This window comes from Cupriavidus pauculus (genome assembly GCF_022179805.1).
Classification (GTDB): domain Bacteria; phylum Pseudomonadota; class Gammaproteobacteria; order Burkholderiales; family Burkholderiaceae; genus Cupriavidus; species Cupriavidus pauculus_E.
In genome coordinates this window covers 1-17,883 of record NZ_BPUO01000021.1, presented here as the reverse complement: position 1 = coordinate 17,883, position 17,883 = coordinate 1, and the positions used below count along the sequence as shown (strand labels likewise).

Annotated in this window: 20 protein-coding genes; 8 read left to right on the top strand and 12 right to left on the bottom strand. The window is 65.0% G+C overall.

Features of this window, described 5'->3' with window-relative positions; translation table 11 throughout:
• Nucleotides 1–41 precede the first annotated feature (41 nt).
• From MFF62_RS28100 to MFF62_RS28060, 9 genes are all read right to left on the bottom strand, one after another.
• Nucleotides 42–1,058: an Ldh family oxidoreductase gene (locus MFF62_RS28100; RefSeq protein WP_238266726.1), complete on the bottom strand. Its 1,017-nt coding sequence runs from the start codon at nucleotides 1,056–1,058 to the stop codon at nucleotides 42–44.
• Nucleotides 1,055–1,990, bottom strand: coding sequence for a hydroxyacid dehydrogenase (locus tag MFF62_RS28095; protein ID WP_238266918.1), 936 nt, complete (start codon nucleotides 1,988–1,990; stop codon nucleotides 1,055–1,057). Before MFF62_RS28095 ends, MFF62_RS28100 begins: the two co-directional genes overlap by 4 nt.
• Nucleotides 1,990–3,165, bottom strand: a complete 1,176-nt coding sequence (locus MFF62_RS28090) for a UxaA family hydrolase (RefSeq protein ID WP_238266723.1) — start codon at nucleotides 3,163–3,165, stop codon at nucleotides 1,990–1,992. The genes MFF62_RS28095 and MFF62_RS28090 overlap by 1 nt, the downstream gene beginning before the upstream one ends.
• A 63-nt stretch (nucleotides 3,166–3,228) precedes the next feature.
• A complete protein-coding gene (locus MFF62_RS28085) occupies nucleotides 3,229–3,510 on the bottom strand; it encodes a UxaA family hydrolase (RefSeq protein ID WP_137923741.1) in 282 nt (93 codons plus the stop codon).
• 220 nt (nucleotides 3,511–3,730) lie between these two features.
• Nucleotides 3,731–5,179: an efflux transporter outer membrane subunit gene (locus MFF62_RS28080; RefSeq protein ID WP_238266721.1), complete on the bottom strand. Its 1,449-nt coding sequence runs from the start codon at nucleotides 5,177–5,179 to the stop codon at nucleotides 3,731–3,733.
• Nucleotides 5,176–6,162: an efflux RND transporter periplasmic adaptor subunit gene (locus tag MFF62_RS28075; RefSeq protein ID WP_238266720.1), complete on the bottom strand. Its 987-nt coding sequence runs from the start codon at nucleotides 6,160–6,162 to the stop codon at nucleotides 5,176–5,178. The genes MFF62_RS28080 and MFF62_RS28075 overlap by 4 nt, the downstream gene beginning before the upstream one ends.
• Entirely contained in the window at nucleotides 6,159–6,368 is a 210-nt protein-coding gene (locus MFF62_RS28070; RefSeq protein ID WP_238266917.1) for a DUF1656 domain-containing protein, read from the bottom strand. Before MFF62_RS28070 ends, MFF62_RS28075 begins: the two co-directional genes overlap by 4 nt.
• Complete coding sequence (locus tag MFF62_RS28065; protein WP_238266718.1) at nucleotides 6,368–8,344, bottom strand: FUSC family protein; 1,977 nt, start codon at nucleotides 8,342–8,344, stop codon at nucleotides 6,368–6,370. Before MFF62_RS28065 ends, MFF62_RS28070 begins: the two co-directional genes overlap by 1 nt.
• A gap of 5 nt (nucleotides 8,345–8,349) precedes the next feature.
• The gene (locus tag MFF62_RS28060) at nucleotides 8,350–8,814 is read right to left on the bottom strand and encodes a MarR family winged helix-turn-helix transcriptional regulator (protein WP_238266716.1); all 465 of its coding nucleotides are present in this window, start codon (nucleotides 8,812–8,814) and stop codon (nucleotides 8,350–8,352) included.
• A 262-nt stretch (nucleotides 8,815–9,076) separates the two neighbouring features.
• On the opposite strand from MFF62_RS28060, the gene MFF62_RS28055 reads away from it, so the two are divergent.
• The 4 genes from MFF62_RS28055 to MFF62_RS28040 all read left to right on the top strand — a co-directional run bounded on the left by MFF62_RS28055 (nucleotide 9,077) and on the right by MFF62_RS28040 (nucleotide 10,853).
• Nucleotides 9,077–9,391: a hypothetical protein gene (locus tag MFF62_RS28055; protein WP_238266714.1), complete on the top strand. Its 315-nt coding sequence runs from the start codon at nucleotides 9,077–9,079 to the stop codon at nucleotides 9,389–9,391.
• Between the two features lie 146 nt (nucleotides 9,392–9,537).
• Nucleotides 9,538–9,957, top strand: a complete 420-nt coding sequence (locus tag MFF62_RS28050) for a hypothetical protein (protein ID WP_404990851.1) — start codon at nucleotides 9,538–9,540, stop codon at nucleotides 9,955–9,957.
• Nucleotides 9,957–10,313, top strand: a complete 357-nt coding sequence (locus tag MFF62_RS28045) for a type II secretion system protein (RefSeq protein ID WP_238266711.1) — start codon at nucleotides 9,957–9,959, stop codon at nucleotides 10,311–10,313. The genes MFF62_RS28050 and MFF62_RS28045 overlap by 1 nt, the downstream gene beginning before the upstream one ends.
• Nucleotides 10,314–10,316: 3 nt before the next feature.
• Complete coding sequence (locus tag MFF62_RS28040; RefSeq protein ID WP_238266709.1) at nucleotides 10,317–10,853, top strand: type II secretion system protein; 537 nt, start codon at nucleotides 10,317–10,319, stop codon at nucleotides 10,851–10,853.
• On the opposite strand, the gene MFF62_RS28035 is transcribed toward MFF62_RS28040, so the two are convergent.
• On the bottom strand, nucleotides 10,840–11,826 hold the full coding sequence (locus MFF62_RS28035) for an NAD-dependent epimerase/dehydratase family protein (protein ID WP_238266707.1): 987 nt from the start codon (nucleotides 11,824–11,826) through the stop codon (nucleotides 10,840–10,842). The two genes, MFF62_RS28040 and MFF62_RS28035, sit on opposite strands and share 14 nt — an antisense overlap.
• Nucleotides 11,823–13,025, bottom strand: coding sequence for a glycine C-acetyltransferase (gene kbl, locus MFF62_RS28030; RefSeq protein ID WP_238266704.1), 1,203 nt, complete (start codon nucleotides 13,023–13,025; stop codon nucleotides 11,823–11,825). Before kbl ends, MFF62_RS28035 begins: the two co-directional genes overlap by 4 nt.
• Before the next feature lie 98 nt (nucleotides 13,026–13,123).
• Between kbl and MFF62_RS28025 the strand changes: the two genes are divergently transcribed.
• Nucleotides 13,124–13,726 carry a helix-turn-helix domain-containing protein gene (locus tag MFF62_RS28025; RefSeq protein ID WP_238266702.1) on the top strand — a complete coding sequence of 201 codons (603 nt, stop codon included), beginning with the start codon at nucleotides 13,124–13,126 and terminating at the stop codon, nucleotides 13,724–13,726.
• Between the two features lie 191 nt (nucleotides 13,727–13,917).
• On the opposite strand, the gene MFF62_RS28020 is transcribed toward MFF62_RS28025, so the two are convergent.
• On the bottom strand, nucleotides 13,918–14,589 hold the full coding sequence (locus MFF62_RS28020; protein ID WP_238266701.1) for a GntR family transcriptional regulator: 672 nt from the start codon (nucleotides 14,587–14,589) through the stop codon (nucleotides 13,918–13,920).
• A 118-nt stretch (nucleotides 14,590–14,707) separates the two neighbouring features.
• Here MFF62_RS28020 and pruA point away from each other — a divergent pair, with 118 nt between their 5' ends.
• From pruA to MFF62_RS28005, 3 genes are all read left to right on the top strand, one after another.
• Entirely contained in the window at nucleotides 14,708–16,333 is a 1,626-nt protein-coding gene (pruA, locus tag MFF62_RS28015) for an L-glutamate gamma-semialdehyde dehydrogenase (protein WP_238266700.1), read from the top strand.
• Nucleotides 16,334–16,370: 37 nt separating this feature from the next.
• A complete protein-coding gene (locus MFF62_RS28010) occupies nucleotides 16,371–17,579 on the top strand; it encodes an ABC transporter substrate-binding protein (protein ID WP_238266699.1) in 1,209 nt (402 codons plus the stop codon).
• Nucleotides 17,580–17,672: 93 nt separating this feature from the next.
• Nucleotides 17,673–17,883: ATP-binding cassette domain-containing protein (locus tag MFF62_RS28005; protein ID WP_238266698.1), on the top strand; the 211-nt coding region annotated here is incomplete at its 3' end.

The following is a 17,883-nucleotide window of genomic DNA, read 5'->3' as shown; positions in this document are numbered from 1 at the left end:
GTCTTTGCGCAGGCTAGCCGCTGTACGGATGAGTGATTACGTCAAGCTTCGATGGACTCTCCTGCCAAGGTGCGAAGTTCGCTCCACAACGCATCTGGTACTTCCAACCCGCGTTCCGCGGCTTCCGTTCGGGCACGATGCCGCCGCTCGCCTGGCACGCGCGCGCCTTCGTCGTCCAGCATGGCGCCGAGCAGGGCTTCTACACGCTCCGCGTAGGCCGCGCTCCCTGCGAATGCCCCTGGATCAAGCACCAGGAACAACTGGCCAATGCGCGGACGATTCCCTCCGTCATCGAAGAATGAATCGGCTTCCGCGCCAAACTGCGCACCGGCCAGCGATGTCACCAGCAGCTCGACCATGAGCGCCAACATCGCGCCCTTGACGCCGCCTGCTGGCAACATGGAGCCGCGCAGCGCTGCCTTGGCATCCGTGGTTGGCTGGCCCGCTTCATCCAGTGCCCAGCCCAGCGGAATCGGCCTGTCTTGCCTTGCAGCAACCATGATCTTGCCGCGCGCCACCTCGGACAACGACAAGTCGATGACGACAGGTGGCTTGCCGCGCCGCGGAAACACCGCGGCGATCGGATTGGTGCCGAAAAGCGGTCGCTTGCCGCCCCAGGCAGGCATCGCCGCCGGAGAGTTGCCCATCGCAATTCCCACCATGCCCGCTTCCGCAACCGCCTCAAGCGGCAATGCCGCAGCGCCAAAGTGATGGCTGTTGGTGACGGCCGCAACGCCGACGCCGGTCACACGGGCACACGCAATCGCCTCTTTCACCGCGAGGTCGCATGCGGCAAAGGCAAAGCCGCAGCCTGCATCGACCAGCAGCGAGCTGGCACGCCGGCCACTGGCAGTGGGCTCGGCATTACCATCGACCCTGTCATGACGCAGGTGAGCCACGTACATGGGAACCCGTGAGACGCCGTGCGATGGCAGCCCCACTGCATCGGCCCGTACCAGCGCGGAGGCCGTGGCCGAGGCTTGTGCCTCGCTTGCACCAGCCCGGCGCAAGGCAGCCGTAGCCGTTTGTTCCAGGACGTCCAGGCGAACAAGAGTCATGTGCTGGCCTCCAGCGTTTTGCGTACTTCGTTGGCGATCATCATCGACACACGCGCATTGGCTTCCTGCGTGACGCCTCCGATATGCGGCGTAAGAATCAGGTTGGGCGCGTTGGCCAGTGGGCTGCCTGCCGGTAGCGGCTCGTGCCCGAATACGTCCAGCGCGGCGCCGCCGACATGCCCCGCACGCAAGGCGTCGGCCAATGCGGCCTCATCCACCACGCCACCTCGAGCGGTGTTGATCAGCACGGCACCGGGCTTCATCGATGCCAGACGGCCCACATCGAGAAGATTCCGCGTGGCATCCACAAGCGGCACATGCAGACTCACTGCGTCGGCCTGGGCCAGCAGTTCGTCAAGGCCAACGCAGCGCACGCCGGTAGCGCTCCATGCAGGGTCATCGGCAGAGAGCATCGGATCATGGGCAATCACTTCCATGCCGAAGGCTTTCGCCAATGCCGCCGTACGCCTGCCGATATCGCCAAAGCCCACGAGGCCCAGCGTCTTGTCCAGAGCCTCCCTGCCATCGGACAGCCTCGCGCGCGGCCATTTTCCAGCGGCTACCTCGGCACTGGATAGATACGCGCCGCGCAACAGCACCGCAGCCGTCGTCACAACGTACTCGGCGACGGATCGCGCATTCGCACCGTATGCCGGGATCACGCGGATACCGCGTTGACGGCACGATTCGACATCGATGTTGTCCAGGCCTACGCCCAGCCGCCCAATCACCTTGAGATGGCTGGCCGCAGCCAGGAGTGCTCCGTCGACCTGGGTGCGATTGCGCACGATCAGTCCGTGCACACCGCCCAGCCCCTCCAGCAGATCAGCGCGCTTGTCCACCCACCCCGGTTCGTATCGCACGTCAAAACCCGGGGTGAGCGTCTGCACCGCTGCCGAGTCCATGAACTCGCTGATGCAGATTCGCTTCATCATGCGGACTCGTGGATGCGGGTCAACACGAATTCACGGTGACCCAGTGCCTCGGCGGCCGTCCAGCGCCCATTGATGGTCGCCATCATGCATTCGAGCAGCTTGTCGCCAGTCTGGTCCAGCGTCTGCTCCCGCTGCAGGAGCCCCGAGCAATCCACGTCCATGTGCTCGCTCATGAGACGAACGGTGCGCGGATTGGCACACAGCTTGATAACCGGGACGATCGGGTTGCCAATCACGTTGCCCTGGCCCGTCGGGAAAAAGTGAACGACGTAACCGGCGGCCGCACACAGTGTCACCATTTCGGCAGCGGCCGACGACGAATCCATGAACCAGAGGCCCGGATGCGTAGGCTCTTCTGCCTTGTCCAGCACGCCATCGACGGTGCATTGCTTGCCGATCTTCTGGATGTTACCCAGCGCCTTTTCTTCGATCGTGGTGAGCCCGCCGGCGATGTTGCCCTTGGTCGGTTGCGATTCCGACAGGTCGGAAGTCTTCCAGCGGTCGATCATGCCCTGGTAGCGCTCGAACATCGCCATGAACTTGTGACGCACCTCGTCGTTCGCGCAACGGTTGGCCACGATATGCTCACCGCCAGTCAGTTCCGAGGTTTCCCCAAACACCAGCGTGGTGCCAAGCGGATGCAGCTTGTCGAATGCATTGCCGACCGTGGGGTTCGCACCGCAGCCGGACGTGGTGTCCGATTCGCCGCACTTGGTTGAGATCCACAGGTCGCCAATCGGACATTCCACGCGGTGCTGCGCCGTGGCGTATTGCACGAATTGCCTGGCGGCTTTTGACGCCCGCATGATGGTGTCGTGGTCGCCATGGCCCTCGATGCCGAAGCCCACCACAGGTTTGCCCGTCTTGGCGATGCCGTCAACGACCTTCTTGGTCCAGCCATCCTCGATGCCAATCACCACCACCGCGGCCACGTTGGGATTGCTGCCTGCACCGATCAACGTACGGAAGTGCAAGTCCAGGTCGGGACCAAACTGCAGCCGGCCATAGGGATGGGGAATCGCCATGGTCCCCTTGATGGCCACCGCAACGGCTTCCGCCGCCGCGTTGGACAGGTCGTCAAGCGGCAGGATGATGACGTGGTTGCGAACACCGACGCGACCATTGTCGCGGCGATATCCCCAGAACGTGGTGTTTTGATCGATGACAGACATGACGGGTCCTCAGAGTCTTGAAAGGGAAGTGGAATCGTGGACTGACGTGCGGGACGTGGCGGCTTACCAGCGCTTCGTCTTGATGTTGTGCACGTGTGCGTGCTCGCCGGCCTTGATGGGTGCGACGACCTTGCCGATGTCGATGCCGTACTTGTAGACGGTTTCGTTCAGCGCCATATCGCGCAGCGCCACCTTGTGTCCGATGGGAATCGGCTGCAGCGCTGTCACCGTCACCACCTTGTCTTCATCCATGATCCAGGCGTTGAGCTTCGTGCCCGGCTCGATCCCTTCAACCACGGCCACCGCAACGGTGTCCTTGGCGTCATGCAGTACGACGTGAATCATTTTTTGTCTCCTTCGTGTGGGTCAAGCGTGAAACCATCGTAGGCGCTGAATTCATCCATGTCAACCAACTCATATATATGAATTTGCGGAGCGAAAAAAATCCGGGGCATCCCTTTCGGGGTGCCCCGGCGTTGATTCAGTTGAGTTCTGGCGGCGGAAAGTCTTCGAAATCAAGCCAGGCAAAGCAATCCCGGCCTTTCAGACCAACCATATCCTGACTTTATTGTGCAGTCACAGCAATCGCCGGCGCGTTCTGCCACCCACCGCCCAGCGCCAGGAACAGGTTGATCTGGTCCATCGCTACCTGCGCATCGGAGGCGGCCAGTGCGGCATCGGTGTTGGCCAGCGTGCGGTCGGCGTCCAGGCTCTGCAGGTACGGCGAGCGGCCGGCCTGCCAGAGCAGGCGGTTCTGGCGCGCGGCCTCGTCGGCCTTGTCGCGGGCGGCGCGCAGCGACTGGTTGCGCTCCAGCTCGTGCGAGTAAGCCGATAGCGCGCTCTGTGTCTCGCGCAACGCCTTCAGCACCACGCCGTCGAAATGCGCGAGTGCGCCTTCGGCACCGAACTCCATGTTGTGGATGCGTGCACGCGTGCCGCTGGTGGGGATGGTCCACGATAGGGCCGGTCCCCAGCCCCAGTGCGCGGTCGGCGCCTGGCCCAGGTGATCGAGAATACCGGTGAAGCCGGCCGATGCGCCAATGCGGATCTGCGGGAACAGGTCGGCCGTGGCCACGCCGATCTTGGCCGTGGCGGACGCCAGTTCGCGCTCGGCCTGGCGCACGTCGGGGCGCCGCTTGAGCAGCGCCGTGCCATCGCCCACGGGCAGCGCCTGCTTCAGCGCGGGCACGTGTTCGCAGGCCACGCTCTTCACATCGAGCGCCATGGGCGGCTTGCCCAGCATCACGGCCAGACGGTAGGCCGCACCTTCCTGCTCGGCACGATACTTCGGCAGCACCGCGCGCAGCGTGTCGGCCTGAGCCTGCGCGCGCAGCAGATCGGTGGGCTGGCCGCGCCCGGCGTCCACCAGCTTCTGCGCCAGCGTCACGCCACGCTCCTGCAGGTCGAGTTGGTGCTGCGCCACATGCAGTTCGTGCGTGGCCGTGCAGCCTTGCACATAGGCGCGCACGGTCTCCGCCACCACACCCACCCGGGCCTGGTCCAGCGCGGCATGGCTGGCTTGCGCCGCCGCCAGCGCGGCCTCGTCGGCGCGCTTGAGCTTGCCCCAGAAATCGATCAGGTACGACACCTCGAAGCCGATGTCGCCAAAGTTCATCGCCGGGATCTTTTCCTCGTGCAGCAGCGGTTCTCCGGCAATCTGGCCGCGCTCCGCACTGGCGCGGAACTTGGCTTCCGGCAGGTTCTCGGCTTCCACCTCGTGATAGACGGCGATCGACCGCTTCAGGTTGGCCGCGGCCACGCGCAGGTCGGTGTTGGCGACCAGCGCCTGCTGCACCAGGTCGTCGATATGCGGATCGTCGTACAGGCGCCACCAGTCATTGGGCACTTCGCCGATGGACACGGCGTCGCTGTCGGTGTGGGCAAACGGGCCGTTGGCGGCGGCCGCCTTCACGGCGGCGTTGTCGGGCACCTTGTGGTCAGGGCCGACGGTCATGCAGGCGGCCAGCGCCAGCGGCAACATCGCCGCCAGCGAGGCACGGGCAAAGCGTTTCACTGCAGCACTCCGGTTGTTGCCGCGCCCTTGCCGGCCAGCGCGACCTTGTCATGCGAGGCATTGCTACTTGTCGCCGCCGGCGCGGCGGACGGCTTGTCGTTGGCCGGGGCCGACTTGCCGTCGCCCGTCACCGACACCGTGGCGGTACGGCCCGCCACCAGCCGCACGTCCTCGGGCATCTGGTCGAACTGGATACGCACCGGCACGCGCTGGGCCAGCCGCACCCAGTTGAACGTGGGATTCACGTTCGGCAGCAGGTTCGACCCATTGGTGCGGTCGCGGTCCTCGATACCGGCCGCGATGCTCTGCACGTGGCCCTGCAGCACGCGCTTCTCGCCCATGATGCGGATGTCCACCGGGCTGCCAATATGGATGCCCTGCAGCTTGGTTTCCTCGAAGTACCCTTCCACGTGGAACGACCGCGAATCGACCATCGACAGCACCGGCTTGCCGGTTACCACGTAGTCGCCCAGGCGTGGCAGGCGGTCATTGACGTAGCCTTCCACCGGGCTCATCACCTTCGTGCGCTCCAGGTTCAGCTTCGCCACGCCGATGGCCGCATCGGCCTGCGCCAATTGCGCCTCGCCCTGCTGCACCTTGGCCAGGCCTTCTTCGATGATTTCCTTCGACACCACGTCAGACAGCTTCTGGCTGCGCGACGCCTCGCGGCGCGCCTGCGCCAGGTTGGCGCGCACCGCGGCGGCCGTGGCTTCGGCCTGGCGCAGCGCCAGCGCGTAGCGTTCGTGATCGATCTCGAACAGGACGTCGCCGGCCTTCACGTGCTGGTTGTCCTTGACGGCGATGCGCGTGACCAGCCCCGAGACATCAGGCGCCACCTGCACTACATCGGCACGGATGTGGCCGTCGCGGGTCCACGGGGCCACCGTGTAGTAGTCCCACAGGTGTTTGACGACGACCGCGCCAACGGCAGTGACGGCCAGCGTCAACACGACCGGCCCGAGCGAAGAGAGTCTGAGTTTCATGATTGCAGCCACGGCACCATGGCCACCACCCCACCGAGGATGATCGCGTACAGCGCCAGATTGAAAAGGGATCGGTGCCACACAAGCCGGTAGAAGCCCACGCGCGACAACACCGCGCGTGCGGCACTGGTGACAATGAAGGCGGCGAGCATCCACACCAGCAGGCTGGGGATGAACACGCCATAGATACTGATTTCACCGGGCATCATGCTTTTCCGGAAACGGTTGCCGGCAGCGCCGGCGGAAACAGGGCCACCTGCATGTCGACCAGCGCCGCCAGCGCCACGGGCGAGCGCACCTTACCCTGGGCGTTGGCCAGGCGTGTGCGCAACGCGGCGGGCGGCGCATCGGCGGTGCCATCGAGGCGCGCCTTGTAGTAGGTGGAAATACTGCGCAGCACGCGGCGCACCGCATGTTGCTCGTCGGCGGGCATGTCGGCCATCTCGCGCTGCAGCGCCAGCGCCGTCAGCTCCACGCGCACTTCGCTAAAGCCATCGGTGGACACTTCGCTCTCGCTGGCGGCCAGGCGCGGCACCAGTTGCGCCAGACGGTCCAGCATGCGGGCGCGCAGCCGGGTATGCGAATCGGGGTGCTTGCCCAGCGCGTTCTCGGCGATATCGCTCCAGCCGGCCCGCACCAGCCGGCGCGTGGCGGCACGCGTGCCGAACGGCCGCACCACCAGCGTCCAGACCAGCGCGAACGCAATGCCCGCGATGCCGGCGATGTTGCTGTTGAAGAACGACTGGAAGTTGGCGCTGTAGGCGCCCTGGATACCGATGTCGTTGGCCGTGACCACCGCCAGCGGCATGCCGATCATCGCCAGGCGCGGCTGCGCCACGAGCAGGCCGATGATCAGGTACGGCACGGCGAACATCAGCACCAGCATCTCGAAGTCGTGCGCCACGGGCAGCACGGCGAACAGCATCACCAGCGAGATCAGCAGGCAGACGATATTCCAGTTGAAGAACGACCGGATCATCGGCGCGGGTTCGTCCAGCGCGGCAAAGAAGCAGCAGGAAATCGCGCCCAGCGCCACGGCGCCCGCGCCATCGGCCCAGCCCGTGTGGATCCACACCATGCCCATCGCGTAGATCGCCATGGCCACGGTCACGGTCGAAAACAGCAGCATGCCGTGGTCATAGTGGCGGGCACGGCCCACCTCCCAGCGCAGGAATTCGGGCATCCACTGGCCCTCGGCGTGCTTCTCGCCCAGGCGCCGGCACAGCGTCACGCAGTCGTGCCACAGGGCCAGCATCTGCTGGAGGCGGTCTTCGGCGGCGGTCACCAGCGCGGCGTCCCAGCCTTGCTGCAGCGGCGTGGACGTCAGCACCGGACGCGCGTCGGGTGCCGCGCCAGCCTGGATCCAGGCCCTGACCGCGTGCATCTGCGCGGCCAGCGGGGCGGGAACGCCGCCAGCGGCCTGCAGCGATTCGACGATCGTCGACAGCGACGACAACACGGGCAGCAGCATCGTCATGCGGCCGCGCAACTCGCGGGCGGCATGCACACGGGTGGCGCTTTCGGCGTCGTAGCTCAACTGGCTGATCAACTGGTCCAGCGCCAGGATGTCGGCGGCCAGACGATGGCGGCTGTGATGGCGCGATACCGATGCGCCGGGCGCCAGCGACAGCATGTCCGATGCCCAGAGCGTGGCGTCGGCCATCCACTGGCGCGACTTGTCGCGCAGCACGTCGGCCACGCTGGCCGGCATGATCACGGCGCCCACCACGGCCGCGCACAGGATGCCCAGGCAGATTTCCTCGGAACGGGCCACGGCCAGGTCGAAGATGCCGACCGGGTTGTCGACCGACGGCAGCGCCACCAGCGGCAGCGTGTAGGCGGCGAGCATGAACACGTAGCTGCGCGGCGTGCGATGCAGCAGAGCCACGTAGAGCAGGCAGGCCACCCAGATTGCGACGGCCCCCATCAGCAACGGCGGGGAATTGACCAGCGGCGGCACCATGGCCACGCCGGCGGCGGCGCCGATCAGCGTGCCCAGCACGCGGTACAGCGCCTTGGAACGCGTGGCACCGGTAAGCGGGTGCGCCACGATATAGACGGAGCCCATCGCCCAGTACGGACGGGGCAGACCCAGGTACATCGCGATCCACAGGGCCAGCATCGCGGCGATGAAGGCCTTGAACGAAAAAACCCAGTCCCTGGCGGACGGCCAGCTAACCATGGCGCTCAGGACTCCTGCTTGCTCGCCGCCGACGCATTGGCCGCGGCTTGCGACAGTGCATCGAGCACGCGCAGCGCGGCGGCCATGTCGGCTTCGCTGACATCCGCGAACACCTCGGCGCGCAATTGCTTGAGTTCCACCTCGATCTGCTCGGCCATGCGCTCGCCGGCGTCAGTCAGCGACAGCACGTTAGCGCGCCGGTCGCTGGGGTCCACCTCGCGGCGCACCAGCCCGGCGGCACACAACTGGTCCACCAGTCGCACCAGGGTGGCGCCTTCCACACCCACGTAGTCGGCCAGCGTCACCTGGCGCACGCCGCCGCCCAGGCGACGGATAAACAGCAAGGGCGCGGCGGCCGCGGCAGAAATGCCGTGGGCGGTGACTGCGGCCTGGCTGATCTGGCGCCATTGGCGACCGGACAGCATCAGTTGTCCGGTGAAGGCGAATCGGAGGGCGTCTATGTTTGGCATGGGCCGAATGATAGACGTGAATTAATTAGAATACAAATGATTTCTTTGCAAACTAGTTAAGAGTGCGTTGCGCAACACGTGTTCCCGCCGGGCATCCGAAAAGACGCTTTGAGACAACCTTCCCAAAAATCTTTCTGTTCCACCCTCACCACGCAATGCCCGCCGGTTTTTGCTGAACGGCGATTCATAGGGCTGCCCCCATGGCTCAGAGTCAGAGCGCCGAATCGGTTCCGCGCCTTATCAGCCACTCCTGCGAGAGACCATGGACACTCAAAACAAACTGTTCCGGCAAGCAGCCATTCCGTCTGCTGTCATGGCGCTGCTGCTCATGACGACAGCCAACGCCAACGCAGCCCGTCCAACAACTCCGGACGCCTGCCGTCACATTGCCGAATGGCGCAGTACCGACCACTACGGTCCGGAAAGCTGCGTCAACTTCAAAAATCGCGTGTGGGCCGCCGACCGATTTGCCCACCCCGGTCAACGCCCCGGTGCGGACCACCCCATCTACTTTGGCCATCCCGCCAGCCCGATGGCGAAGCTCTGGTTCGATATCGGCGCTTACACACCGCCTTAGCCACGCCGGACCTGCTCGTCACCGTCACCAACAACGAGTCGCCCAAGCCGACCATCTACGTCGTGCCCAACCAGGGCAAGACCAGCATCCATTTCCTGACACCGTCCCATGGCAACACGCGGCACGCCAGCCGCACGCTCACCCTTCTGGCGACGCTGGCGATGTCCGCGTGGCCGCTGGCGCGTATCGCCGCCAAGCAGAACCGGGAAACCGAGCTGCGCCGCGCGCTGTGGCAGATCCGCGGCGCCATCGATGCGCACAAGGCGGCCATGGACGGGGGACGCATGACACGCATGGTCGGCGCCAGCGGATATCCGCCCACGCTGGCGACGCTGGTCGAAGGCGTGACCGACATCCGGAATCCGGCCGGGGCCAAGCTCTACTTCCTGCGCCGCATCCCGCGCGACCCGATGTGCGCGTGTCCCGGCGTGCCCGACATCGACACCTGGGGATTGCGCTCCTACGCAAGCCCGCCGGACGCACCCGAGGCCGGGGACGACGTCTTCGATGTCTATTCGAAGTCGACGGAAGCCGGCATCAATGGGGTTCCCTACAAGGAGTGGTAATGAAACGACGCCAGGGCACGCCGTGGCGGCGCGCCGGATTCACCCTGATCGAACTGCTGGTGATGCTGGCCATCATGGCGTCGTTGATGACGCTGGTCGTGCCACGCTATGCTACCCAGACCGATCGGGCCGAGGAAGTGGTCCTGCGGCACACCCTGATGACGATGCGCGAGGCCATCGACCGCTTTCACGCCGACCATGGCGGCTACCCCGCCTCGCTGGAAGTGCTGGTCGAGTGCGCGTACCTGCGCCAGTTACCGGTCGACCCGATCACGCAGAGCAGCACGAGCTGGGCAATCGTCCCCCCGCCGGCCGAGTCCTCGGGCATCGGCGCGCCCGTAGCCGGCAGTGCCTAGGGCGTGTTCGACGTACGCAGCACCGCCACCGGAAAGGCCCGCGATGGCACGCCGTCCAGGACCTGTAGCCGCCGCCAGCGCGGCTTTTCGCTGATCCTCTGCCTGGCGGCCGTGGCGGTAATGGGCATTTACCTGATGAAGGTGGGCGAGGTCTGGCAGACACGCGTCCAGCGCGAGCGCGAGTTTGAACTGCGGCACGTCGGTCACGAGGTCCGCGAGGCCGTGCGGCGCTATGTGGAGAACGGGGATGGGCTGTATCCCCGCACGCTGGACGACCTGGTCGAGGACAATCGTACGGGGCAGACACGCCGATGGCTGCGCCGCGCATGGCGCGGTCCGGTGACCGGCGCCGACTGGATCTACCTGCCGGCCCCTGGTGACGGTTTCATGGGTGTGCACAGCGCATCGACCAAACGTCCGCTTCAGCAAGACAACTTCCCGGACGACGAGCCGGGCCTGGCGCATGCCGCCAGCTATCAGGACTGGCGCTTTGCCTACTGGCCCGGCCAGGTGACCGGCAACCCGGTCAGCCCGCCGTAGCGGCGTCCTTTGCCAACGCCTGCCTGAGGTTGTCGAGCATGTCGTCGACCATGGCCTGCAGGTCGTACCTGGGCTGCCAGCCCCAGTCGGCACGCGCGGCGCTGTCGTCGATCGAATCGGGCCAGCCCTGCGCGATGGCCTGGCGGTAGTCCGGCTCGTAGCGGATCTCGAATTCCGGTTCGCGCAGGCGGATGGCGGCGGCGATCTCGGCCGGCGTGAAGCTCATGCCGGCAAGGTTGTAGCTGCCCCGCTCGCGCACGGCTTCGCGTGGCGCGTCCATCAGTTCCAGCGTGGCGCGGATCGCGTCGTCCATGTACATCATCGGCAGACGCTCGTCGTCCTTCAGGAAGCACGTATAAGGCAGGCCGCGCATCGCGTGGTGGAAGATGTCTACCGCATAGTCGGTGGTGCCGCCGCCGGGTGGCGTCTTGTGCGAAATCAGCCCCGGATAGCGCAGGCTGCGCACGTCCACGCCATGGTTCTCGAAATACCAGCGGCACCAGCCTTCTCCGGCCTGCTTGGAGATGCCGTACACGGTGGTGGGCTCCATGACGGTCTTCTGCGGTGTGTCCGTACGCGGCGTGGTCGGTCCGAACGCGGCGATGGAACTGGGCCAGAACACGCGTTCGATGCCGTGATGGCGCGCGGCTTCCAGCACGTTCAGCAGACCCGTCATGTTCAGGTTCCACGCCCACTGCGGCGCCTTCTCGCCAGTGGCGGACAACGCCGCGGCCAGCAGGTAGATCTGCGTGATGCCATGCCGCTCGATCACCGTGGTCAGCTCGCCGCGGTCGGTGACGTTGAGCATCTCATGGGCGATATGCACATGGCGCCCGGTAGGCACCACATCGGACGTCACGACCTGTTCCCTGCCATGGCGCTCGGCCAGCGCCAACGCCAGTTCGGAACCCAGTTGGCCGTTGGCACCGATGATCAGGATCTTGGGCGCCGCGTTGTTTGCTGCTTCAGTCATTGAATCAATCCCAGCTCACGGCCAGCCTTGGCAAACGCATCGAGCGCGGTTTGCAGCGTACCTTCATCGTGAATCGCGCTCATCTGCACGCGAATGCGCGCCTGGCCCTTGGGCACCACGGGGTAGAAAAAGCCCACCACGTAGACGCCGAGTTCGAGCAGCCGCTCGGCCAGCTTCTGTGCTTTTTCGGCGTCGTAGACCATGATCGGCACAATCGGATGGTCCCCAGGCTTGATGTCGAAGCCCAGCTTGACGATGCCGTCGCGGAAGAACTTCGTGTTCCGCTCCAGCTTGTCGCGCAGTTCGGTGCTGGCTTCGAGCAGGTCCAGCACGGCGATGCTGGCGCCCACGATGGCCGGCGCCACGGTATTGCTGAACAGATACGGGCGCGAGCGCTGCCGCAGCAGGTCGATCACTTCCTTGCGCCCCGTCGTGAAGCCGCCCGATGCGCCGCCCAGTGCCTTGCCCAACGTGCCGGTGATGATGTCGATCTTGCCGAACAGGCCGCGCGCTTCGTGCGTTCCGCGTCCGCGCGGCCCCATGAAGCCGGAGGCATGGCATTCGTCGATGCCCAGCAGCGCGCCGTGCGCGTCGCAGATCTTGCGGATCTCATCCAGCCGGGCCACGGTGCCGTCCATCGAGAACACACCGTCGGAGAACACCAGCTTGAAGCGCGCGCCATCGGCATCAGCCTGCTGCAGTTGCGCGCGCAGGTCGTCGAGGTCGTTGTGCTTGTAGCGATAGCGGCGCGCCTTGGACAGGCGGATGCCGTCGATGATCGACGCGTGATTCAGCTCGTCACTGATCACGGCGTCTTCCGGCCCCAGCAGTGTCTCGAACAGCCCGCCGTTGGCATCGAACGCGGAGCCATAAAGAATGGTGTCCTCGGTGCCCAGGAAGCGGGCCAGCCGCCCTTCCAGTTCCTTGTGCAGGTCCTGCGTGCCGCAGATGAAGCGCACCGACGACAGGCCATAGCCATGCGTGCGCAGCGCCGCATGGGCGGCTTCCATCACCTTTGGGTGCGACGACAGGCCAAGATAGTTGTTGGCGCACAGGTTGATGACTTCGCGCCCGTCCGCGGTGCGGATGGTGGCGCCCTGCGGCGTGGCGATGATGCGCTCGCGCTTATACAGGCCAGCTTCGCGGATGGCATCCAGTTCCGCACGGATCGATGCATAAAAAGCCTCGGCACTCGACATGGCCAGACTCCCGGTGGTAGTGTCTCGGATCGTTCGATCGATAAATCGAACGTGTTCTATATAACGAACGTGACGTGCACTATAACGAACGAATGTCGATGACGCAACCCTCCTCCGCCAAACCGTCCGTGGCCGTCGAAGGCCCGCCGGCGGTGGGCAGCGCCCTGCAGGCACTGCGCCAGGCCCAGCAGCTATCGCTGGACGACCTGTCGCGCCGCGCCGGTGTCTCCAAGTCTATGCTTTCGCAGATCGAACGGAACCTGGCCAATCCCACGGTGGCGGTGCTGTGGCGGCTGGCTAACGCGCTGGGTGTCAGTCTGACCGATTTCCTGGCGCAGGGATCGGGCGCGGCGTCGGCGCCGGCCATTACCGTGGTGCAGTCGCACGCGGTGCCGGCGCTCAAGAGCCCGGACGCGCGTTGCGAACTGCGCATCCTGGGGCCAATCGACCTGGCCGGACGCTTTGAATGGTATGAATTGACGATCCAGCCGGGGGGTGTGCTGGCTTCGGAGCCGCACGAGGCGGGCACGCAGGAACACCTGTCGGTGCTGGCCGGCGCGATGACCGTGCGGTCAGGTGCCGATGAACGAAAGCTCAAGCATGGCGAGACGGCACGTTATGGTGCGGACGTTGCGCATGCGATTGGAAACCCGGGGAAAAGCGTGGCCACGGCGCTGCTGGTGGTGGTGCATCCGGGTTAAGGCCTGTGTCGCACTGCTGTCTTACTCCCCTCTCCCGCAAGGCGGGAGAGGGGTTGGGGGTGAGGGCAGCGAGGTTCAAATTGCGACTTGTTCCAACTTGAACCGCCGGCCCACACCCCCCGCCCCTCTCCCACTTCGCGGGAGAGGGGAGAAAAACAAGAGAGGGGAGAAAAAACGGGAGAGACCGAAAACTAGTCCTCTTCCTTCATCCGCTCGCTGGCCAGCAAATTCCGCTTGGTTTCCAGGATGTGTTCCTCAAGCAAACTAGCCACCTGTTCCGCGTCGCGTGCCTTGCACGCCTCCAGAATGCGGTAGTGATCGGCCTGCGGGCTGTCCTTGCCCGTGGCCAGCGACATCTGCTCGTGCGTATAGCGGTCGGTATTGAGGCAGAACTCCTCGATCAGCCGGCGCAGCTTCTTGTTGTTCGCGGGCGCGCACAGCGCTAGGTGGAAGCGCCGGTTGTACTCGGCCCACTCCACCAGCGACTCCGATTTCGAGTACGCGTCCAGGATTTCCTGCATCTGCTGGAAGTCCTGCTGGACCATGTTCGGCACGCCCAGCCGCGCCGCGTGGCATTCCAGCGCAACGCGGATATCGAGCAGTTCGCAGATCTGCGTCACATCCATGCCTGACACCACCGCGCCGCGATTGCGCTGGTAGGTCACCAATCCCTCCGTTTCTAGCTGGCGCAGTGCTTCGCGCACCGGAATCCGGCTCGCATTGAAGCGCTCGGCCAACGCGTCCTGGCGCAACTGCACGCCGGCCGCCAGCGTGCCTTTCAGGATTTCGTAGCGAAGCTGGTCACGAATGATCTGGGGTAAACCCTTGGTGGGGGCGCTTGCGCGGCCCGTTTGCGTGGACATGGGAGGTGCTGGAGATCGGTGTGCGATTCGAGTGAGGTCCCTATTGTGCCTGAATATTTGCACTGCTATATTGGATCCAATTTTAAACTTTAAATATCCAATAGCTTCTCAGTCGTATATGTCTGTAAACAATTCCTATCCAAAAACCACTAATGAAACCGTTCTCGCCTATGCACCGGGCAGCGCCGAACGGCAGGCACTGATCGCCGAACTGGGCGCGCAACAATCGGTGGTACTGGACATTCCCGCAGTGGTCGGCGGCAAGCGCATCACCAGCGGCGACACCGGTACCGTGACCGCCCCGCATGACCACGCGCAACAACTTGGCCGCATCCACAACGCCAGCGCAGCCACCATCGACGCCGCCATTGGTGCCGCCATCGCGGCCCAGCGCGACTGGAGCCATGCCACGCTGGCCGAACGCTCGGCCGTGTTCCTCAAGGCAGCGGACTTGCTGGCCGGCCCGTGGCGCGCCCGGCTCAATGCCGCCACCATGCTCGGCCAGGGCAAGACCGCCTACCAGGCGGAAATCGACTCGGCCTGCGAGCTGATCGACTTCCTGCGGTTCAACGTCCAGTTCGCCCACGAGCTGTCGGCAATGCAGCCGATCTCGTCGCGGGGTCTGCGCAACCACCTGGAATACCGCCCGCTGGAAGGCTTCGTCTACGCGGTGACGCCGTTCAATTTCACGGCCATCGGCGGCAACCTGGCCATCGCACCGGCGCTGATGGGCAACACCGTGCTGTGGAAGCCGGCCGCCACGGCGTCGCTGTCGAACTACCTGTTCATGGAACTGCTCGAAGCCGCCGGCCTGCCCAAGGGCGTCATCAACTTCGTGCCGGGCGACCCCGTGGCCGTCAGCAACGCCGTACTGGCGCGGCCGGAACTGGCCGGCATCCACTTCACCGGCTCGACGGCCGTGTTCGACACGCTGTGGGGCGAAGTCGGCCGCAACGTGTCGCGCTACCGCAGCTATCCGCGCCTGGTGGGCGAAACGGGTGGCAAGGATTTCGTGCTGGCCCACCCTTCCGCCGATGCCGAGACGCTGGCCGTGGCGCTGCTGCGCGGCGCGTTCGAGTACCAGGGTCAGAAGTGCAGCGCGGCATCGCGCGCCTATATCCCCGCGTCGCTGTGGCCGCAGGTGCGTGAGCGCCTGGTGGCCCTGGTGGAAACGATCCGCATGGGCGACGTGACCGACTTCACCAACTTCATGGGTGCCGTGATCGACCGCCGCGCATTTGACCGCATCCACGGTCATCTGCAGCGCGCCAGCCAGGACAGCAGCGTGAAGGTGATCACCGGCGGCCGGGCAGACGACAGCGTGGGCTACTTCATCGAGCCCACTGTCCTGCAGGTGGACAACCCGCGCCACACACTGATGGAAACCGAACTGTTCGGCCCCGTGCTGAGCGTCTACGTCTATGCCGACAGCCACTGGCCCGAGGTACTGGCGCTGGTAGACAGCACCAGCCCGTACGCGCTGACCGGCGCGGTGTTCGCCACCGACCGCGCGGCCATCGCGCAGGCGGCCGATGCGCTGCGCTTTGCCGCCGGCAATTTCTATATCAACGACAAGCCCACCGGGGCCGTGGTCGGCCAGCAGCCGTTTGGCGGCGCGCGCCGCAGCGGCACCAACGACAAGGCGGGGTCGGCACTGAACCTGCTGCGCTGGGTATCGCCGCGCACGGTCAAGGAGACCTTTGTGCCCGCCGCCGAGTACCGCTACCCGCATATGGCGGACTGACGATTTCATTGCGCACCACCACCACGGAGATAAGAAGATGAAGCGAGCCACACTGCTGGGCGCCCTGGCGCTCGGCCTGACCACGTTTGCCGGCGCTGCCAATGCGGCCATTTCGGGCGATGTCGTGAAGATCGGGGTCATGACCGACCTGTCCGGCGTCTACCTCGACTACGCCGGCAAGGGTTCGGTCGAAGCCGCCAAGATGGCCATCGAGGACTTTGGCAACGGCCTGCCTGGCAAGAAGATCGAACTGGTCACCGCCGATCACCAGAACAAGGCCGATATCGGCAGCGCCCGTGCGCGCGAGTGGATCGACCGCGACGGCGTCGACGCCATCGTCGACCTGCCCAACTCGTCGGTCGCCCTGGCTGTATCGCGCATTGCCTCGGAAAAGAAGCGCATCTCGCTGATCACGGGCGGCGCCAACCTGCGCCACACCAACGAGGAATGCTCGCCGTACATCGTGCACTACGTGTACGACACCTACGCGCTGGCCAACGTGGCCGGCAAGGCGATGGTCAAGCAGGGCCTCAAGAGCTGGTACTTCCTGACCGCCGACTACGCGTTCGGCGCGTCGCTGGAAACCGCCACGGCCGACGTGGTGAAGGCTTCGGGCGGCAACGTCGTGGGGCAGATCAAGCATCCTCTGAACGCGTCGGACTTCTCGTCGTTCGTGCTGCAGGCGCAGGCAGCGAAGGCGCAGGTCGTGGCGCTGGCCAACGGTGGCGGCGACACCATCAACGCCATCAAGGCCGCCAACGACTTCGGCCTGCCGAAGAACCAGACGCTGGTGGGCCTGCTGATGACCATCAGCGACGTGCACAGCCTGGGCCTGAAGCTGACGCAGGGCATGAAGATGACCGACGCCTGGTACTGGGACCTGAATCCGCAGACGCGTGAGTTCGGCACCCGCTTCTTCGCGCGCATGAAGCGCATGCCGAACATGGTGCACGCCGGCACCTATTCGGCCGTGCTGCAATACCTGAAGGCCGTGCAGGCCACCGGCAGCGACGATTCGGACACGGTGATGGCCGCGCTCAAGAAGGCGAAAATCAATGACGCCTTTGCCAAGAACGGCTACATCCGCGCCGACGGCCGCATGATGCACGACATGTACCTGATGGAAGTGAAGAAGCCCGCCGACTCCAAGTCGCCGTGGGACTACCTGAAGCTCGTGGCCACGGTGCCCGCCGAGGAAGCCTTCCAGCCGCTGTCGCAATCGCGCTGCCCGCTGGTGAAGAAGTAACCCTCATCCCGCCACGACAGTGCTCCCCTCTCCCGCGGAGCGGGAGAGGGGAGAAAACACGCAGGCGCATACGCAATATTCAATCCCTATCGAATGACTACCAACGTACTGGAAGTCCGCAACCTGACCAAGACCTTCAAGGGCTTCACGGCGGTCAGCGGTGTGGATCTGCAGGTGCGTCGCGGCTCGATCCATGCATTGATCGGACCGAACGGCGCGGGCAAGACCACCTGCTTCAATCTGCTCACGAAATTCCTGGAGCCCACCACGGGCACCATCCTTTTCAACGGCATCGACATCACGC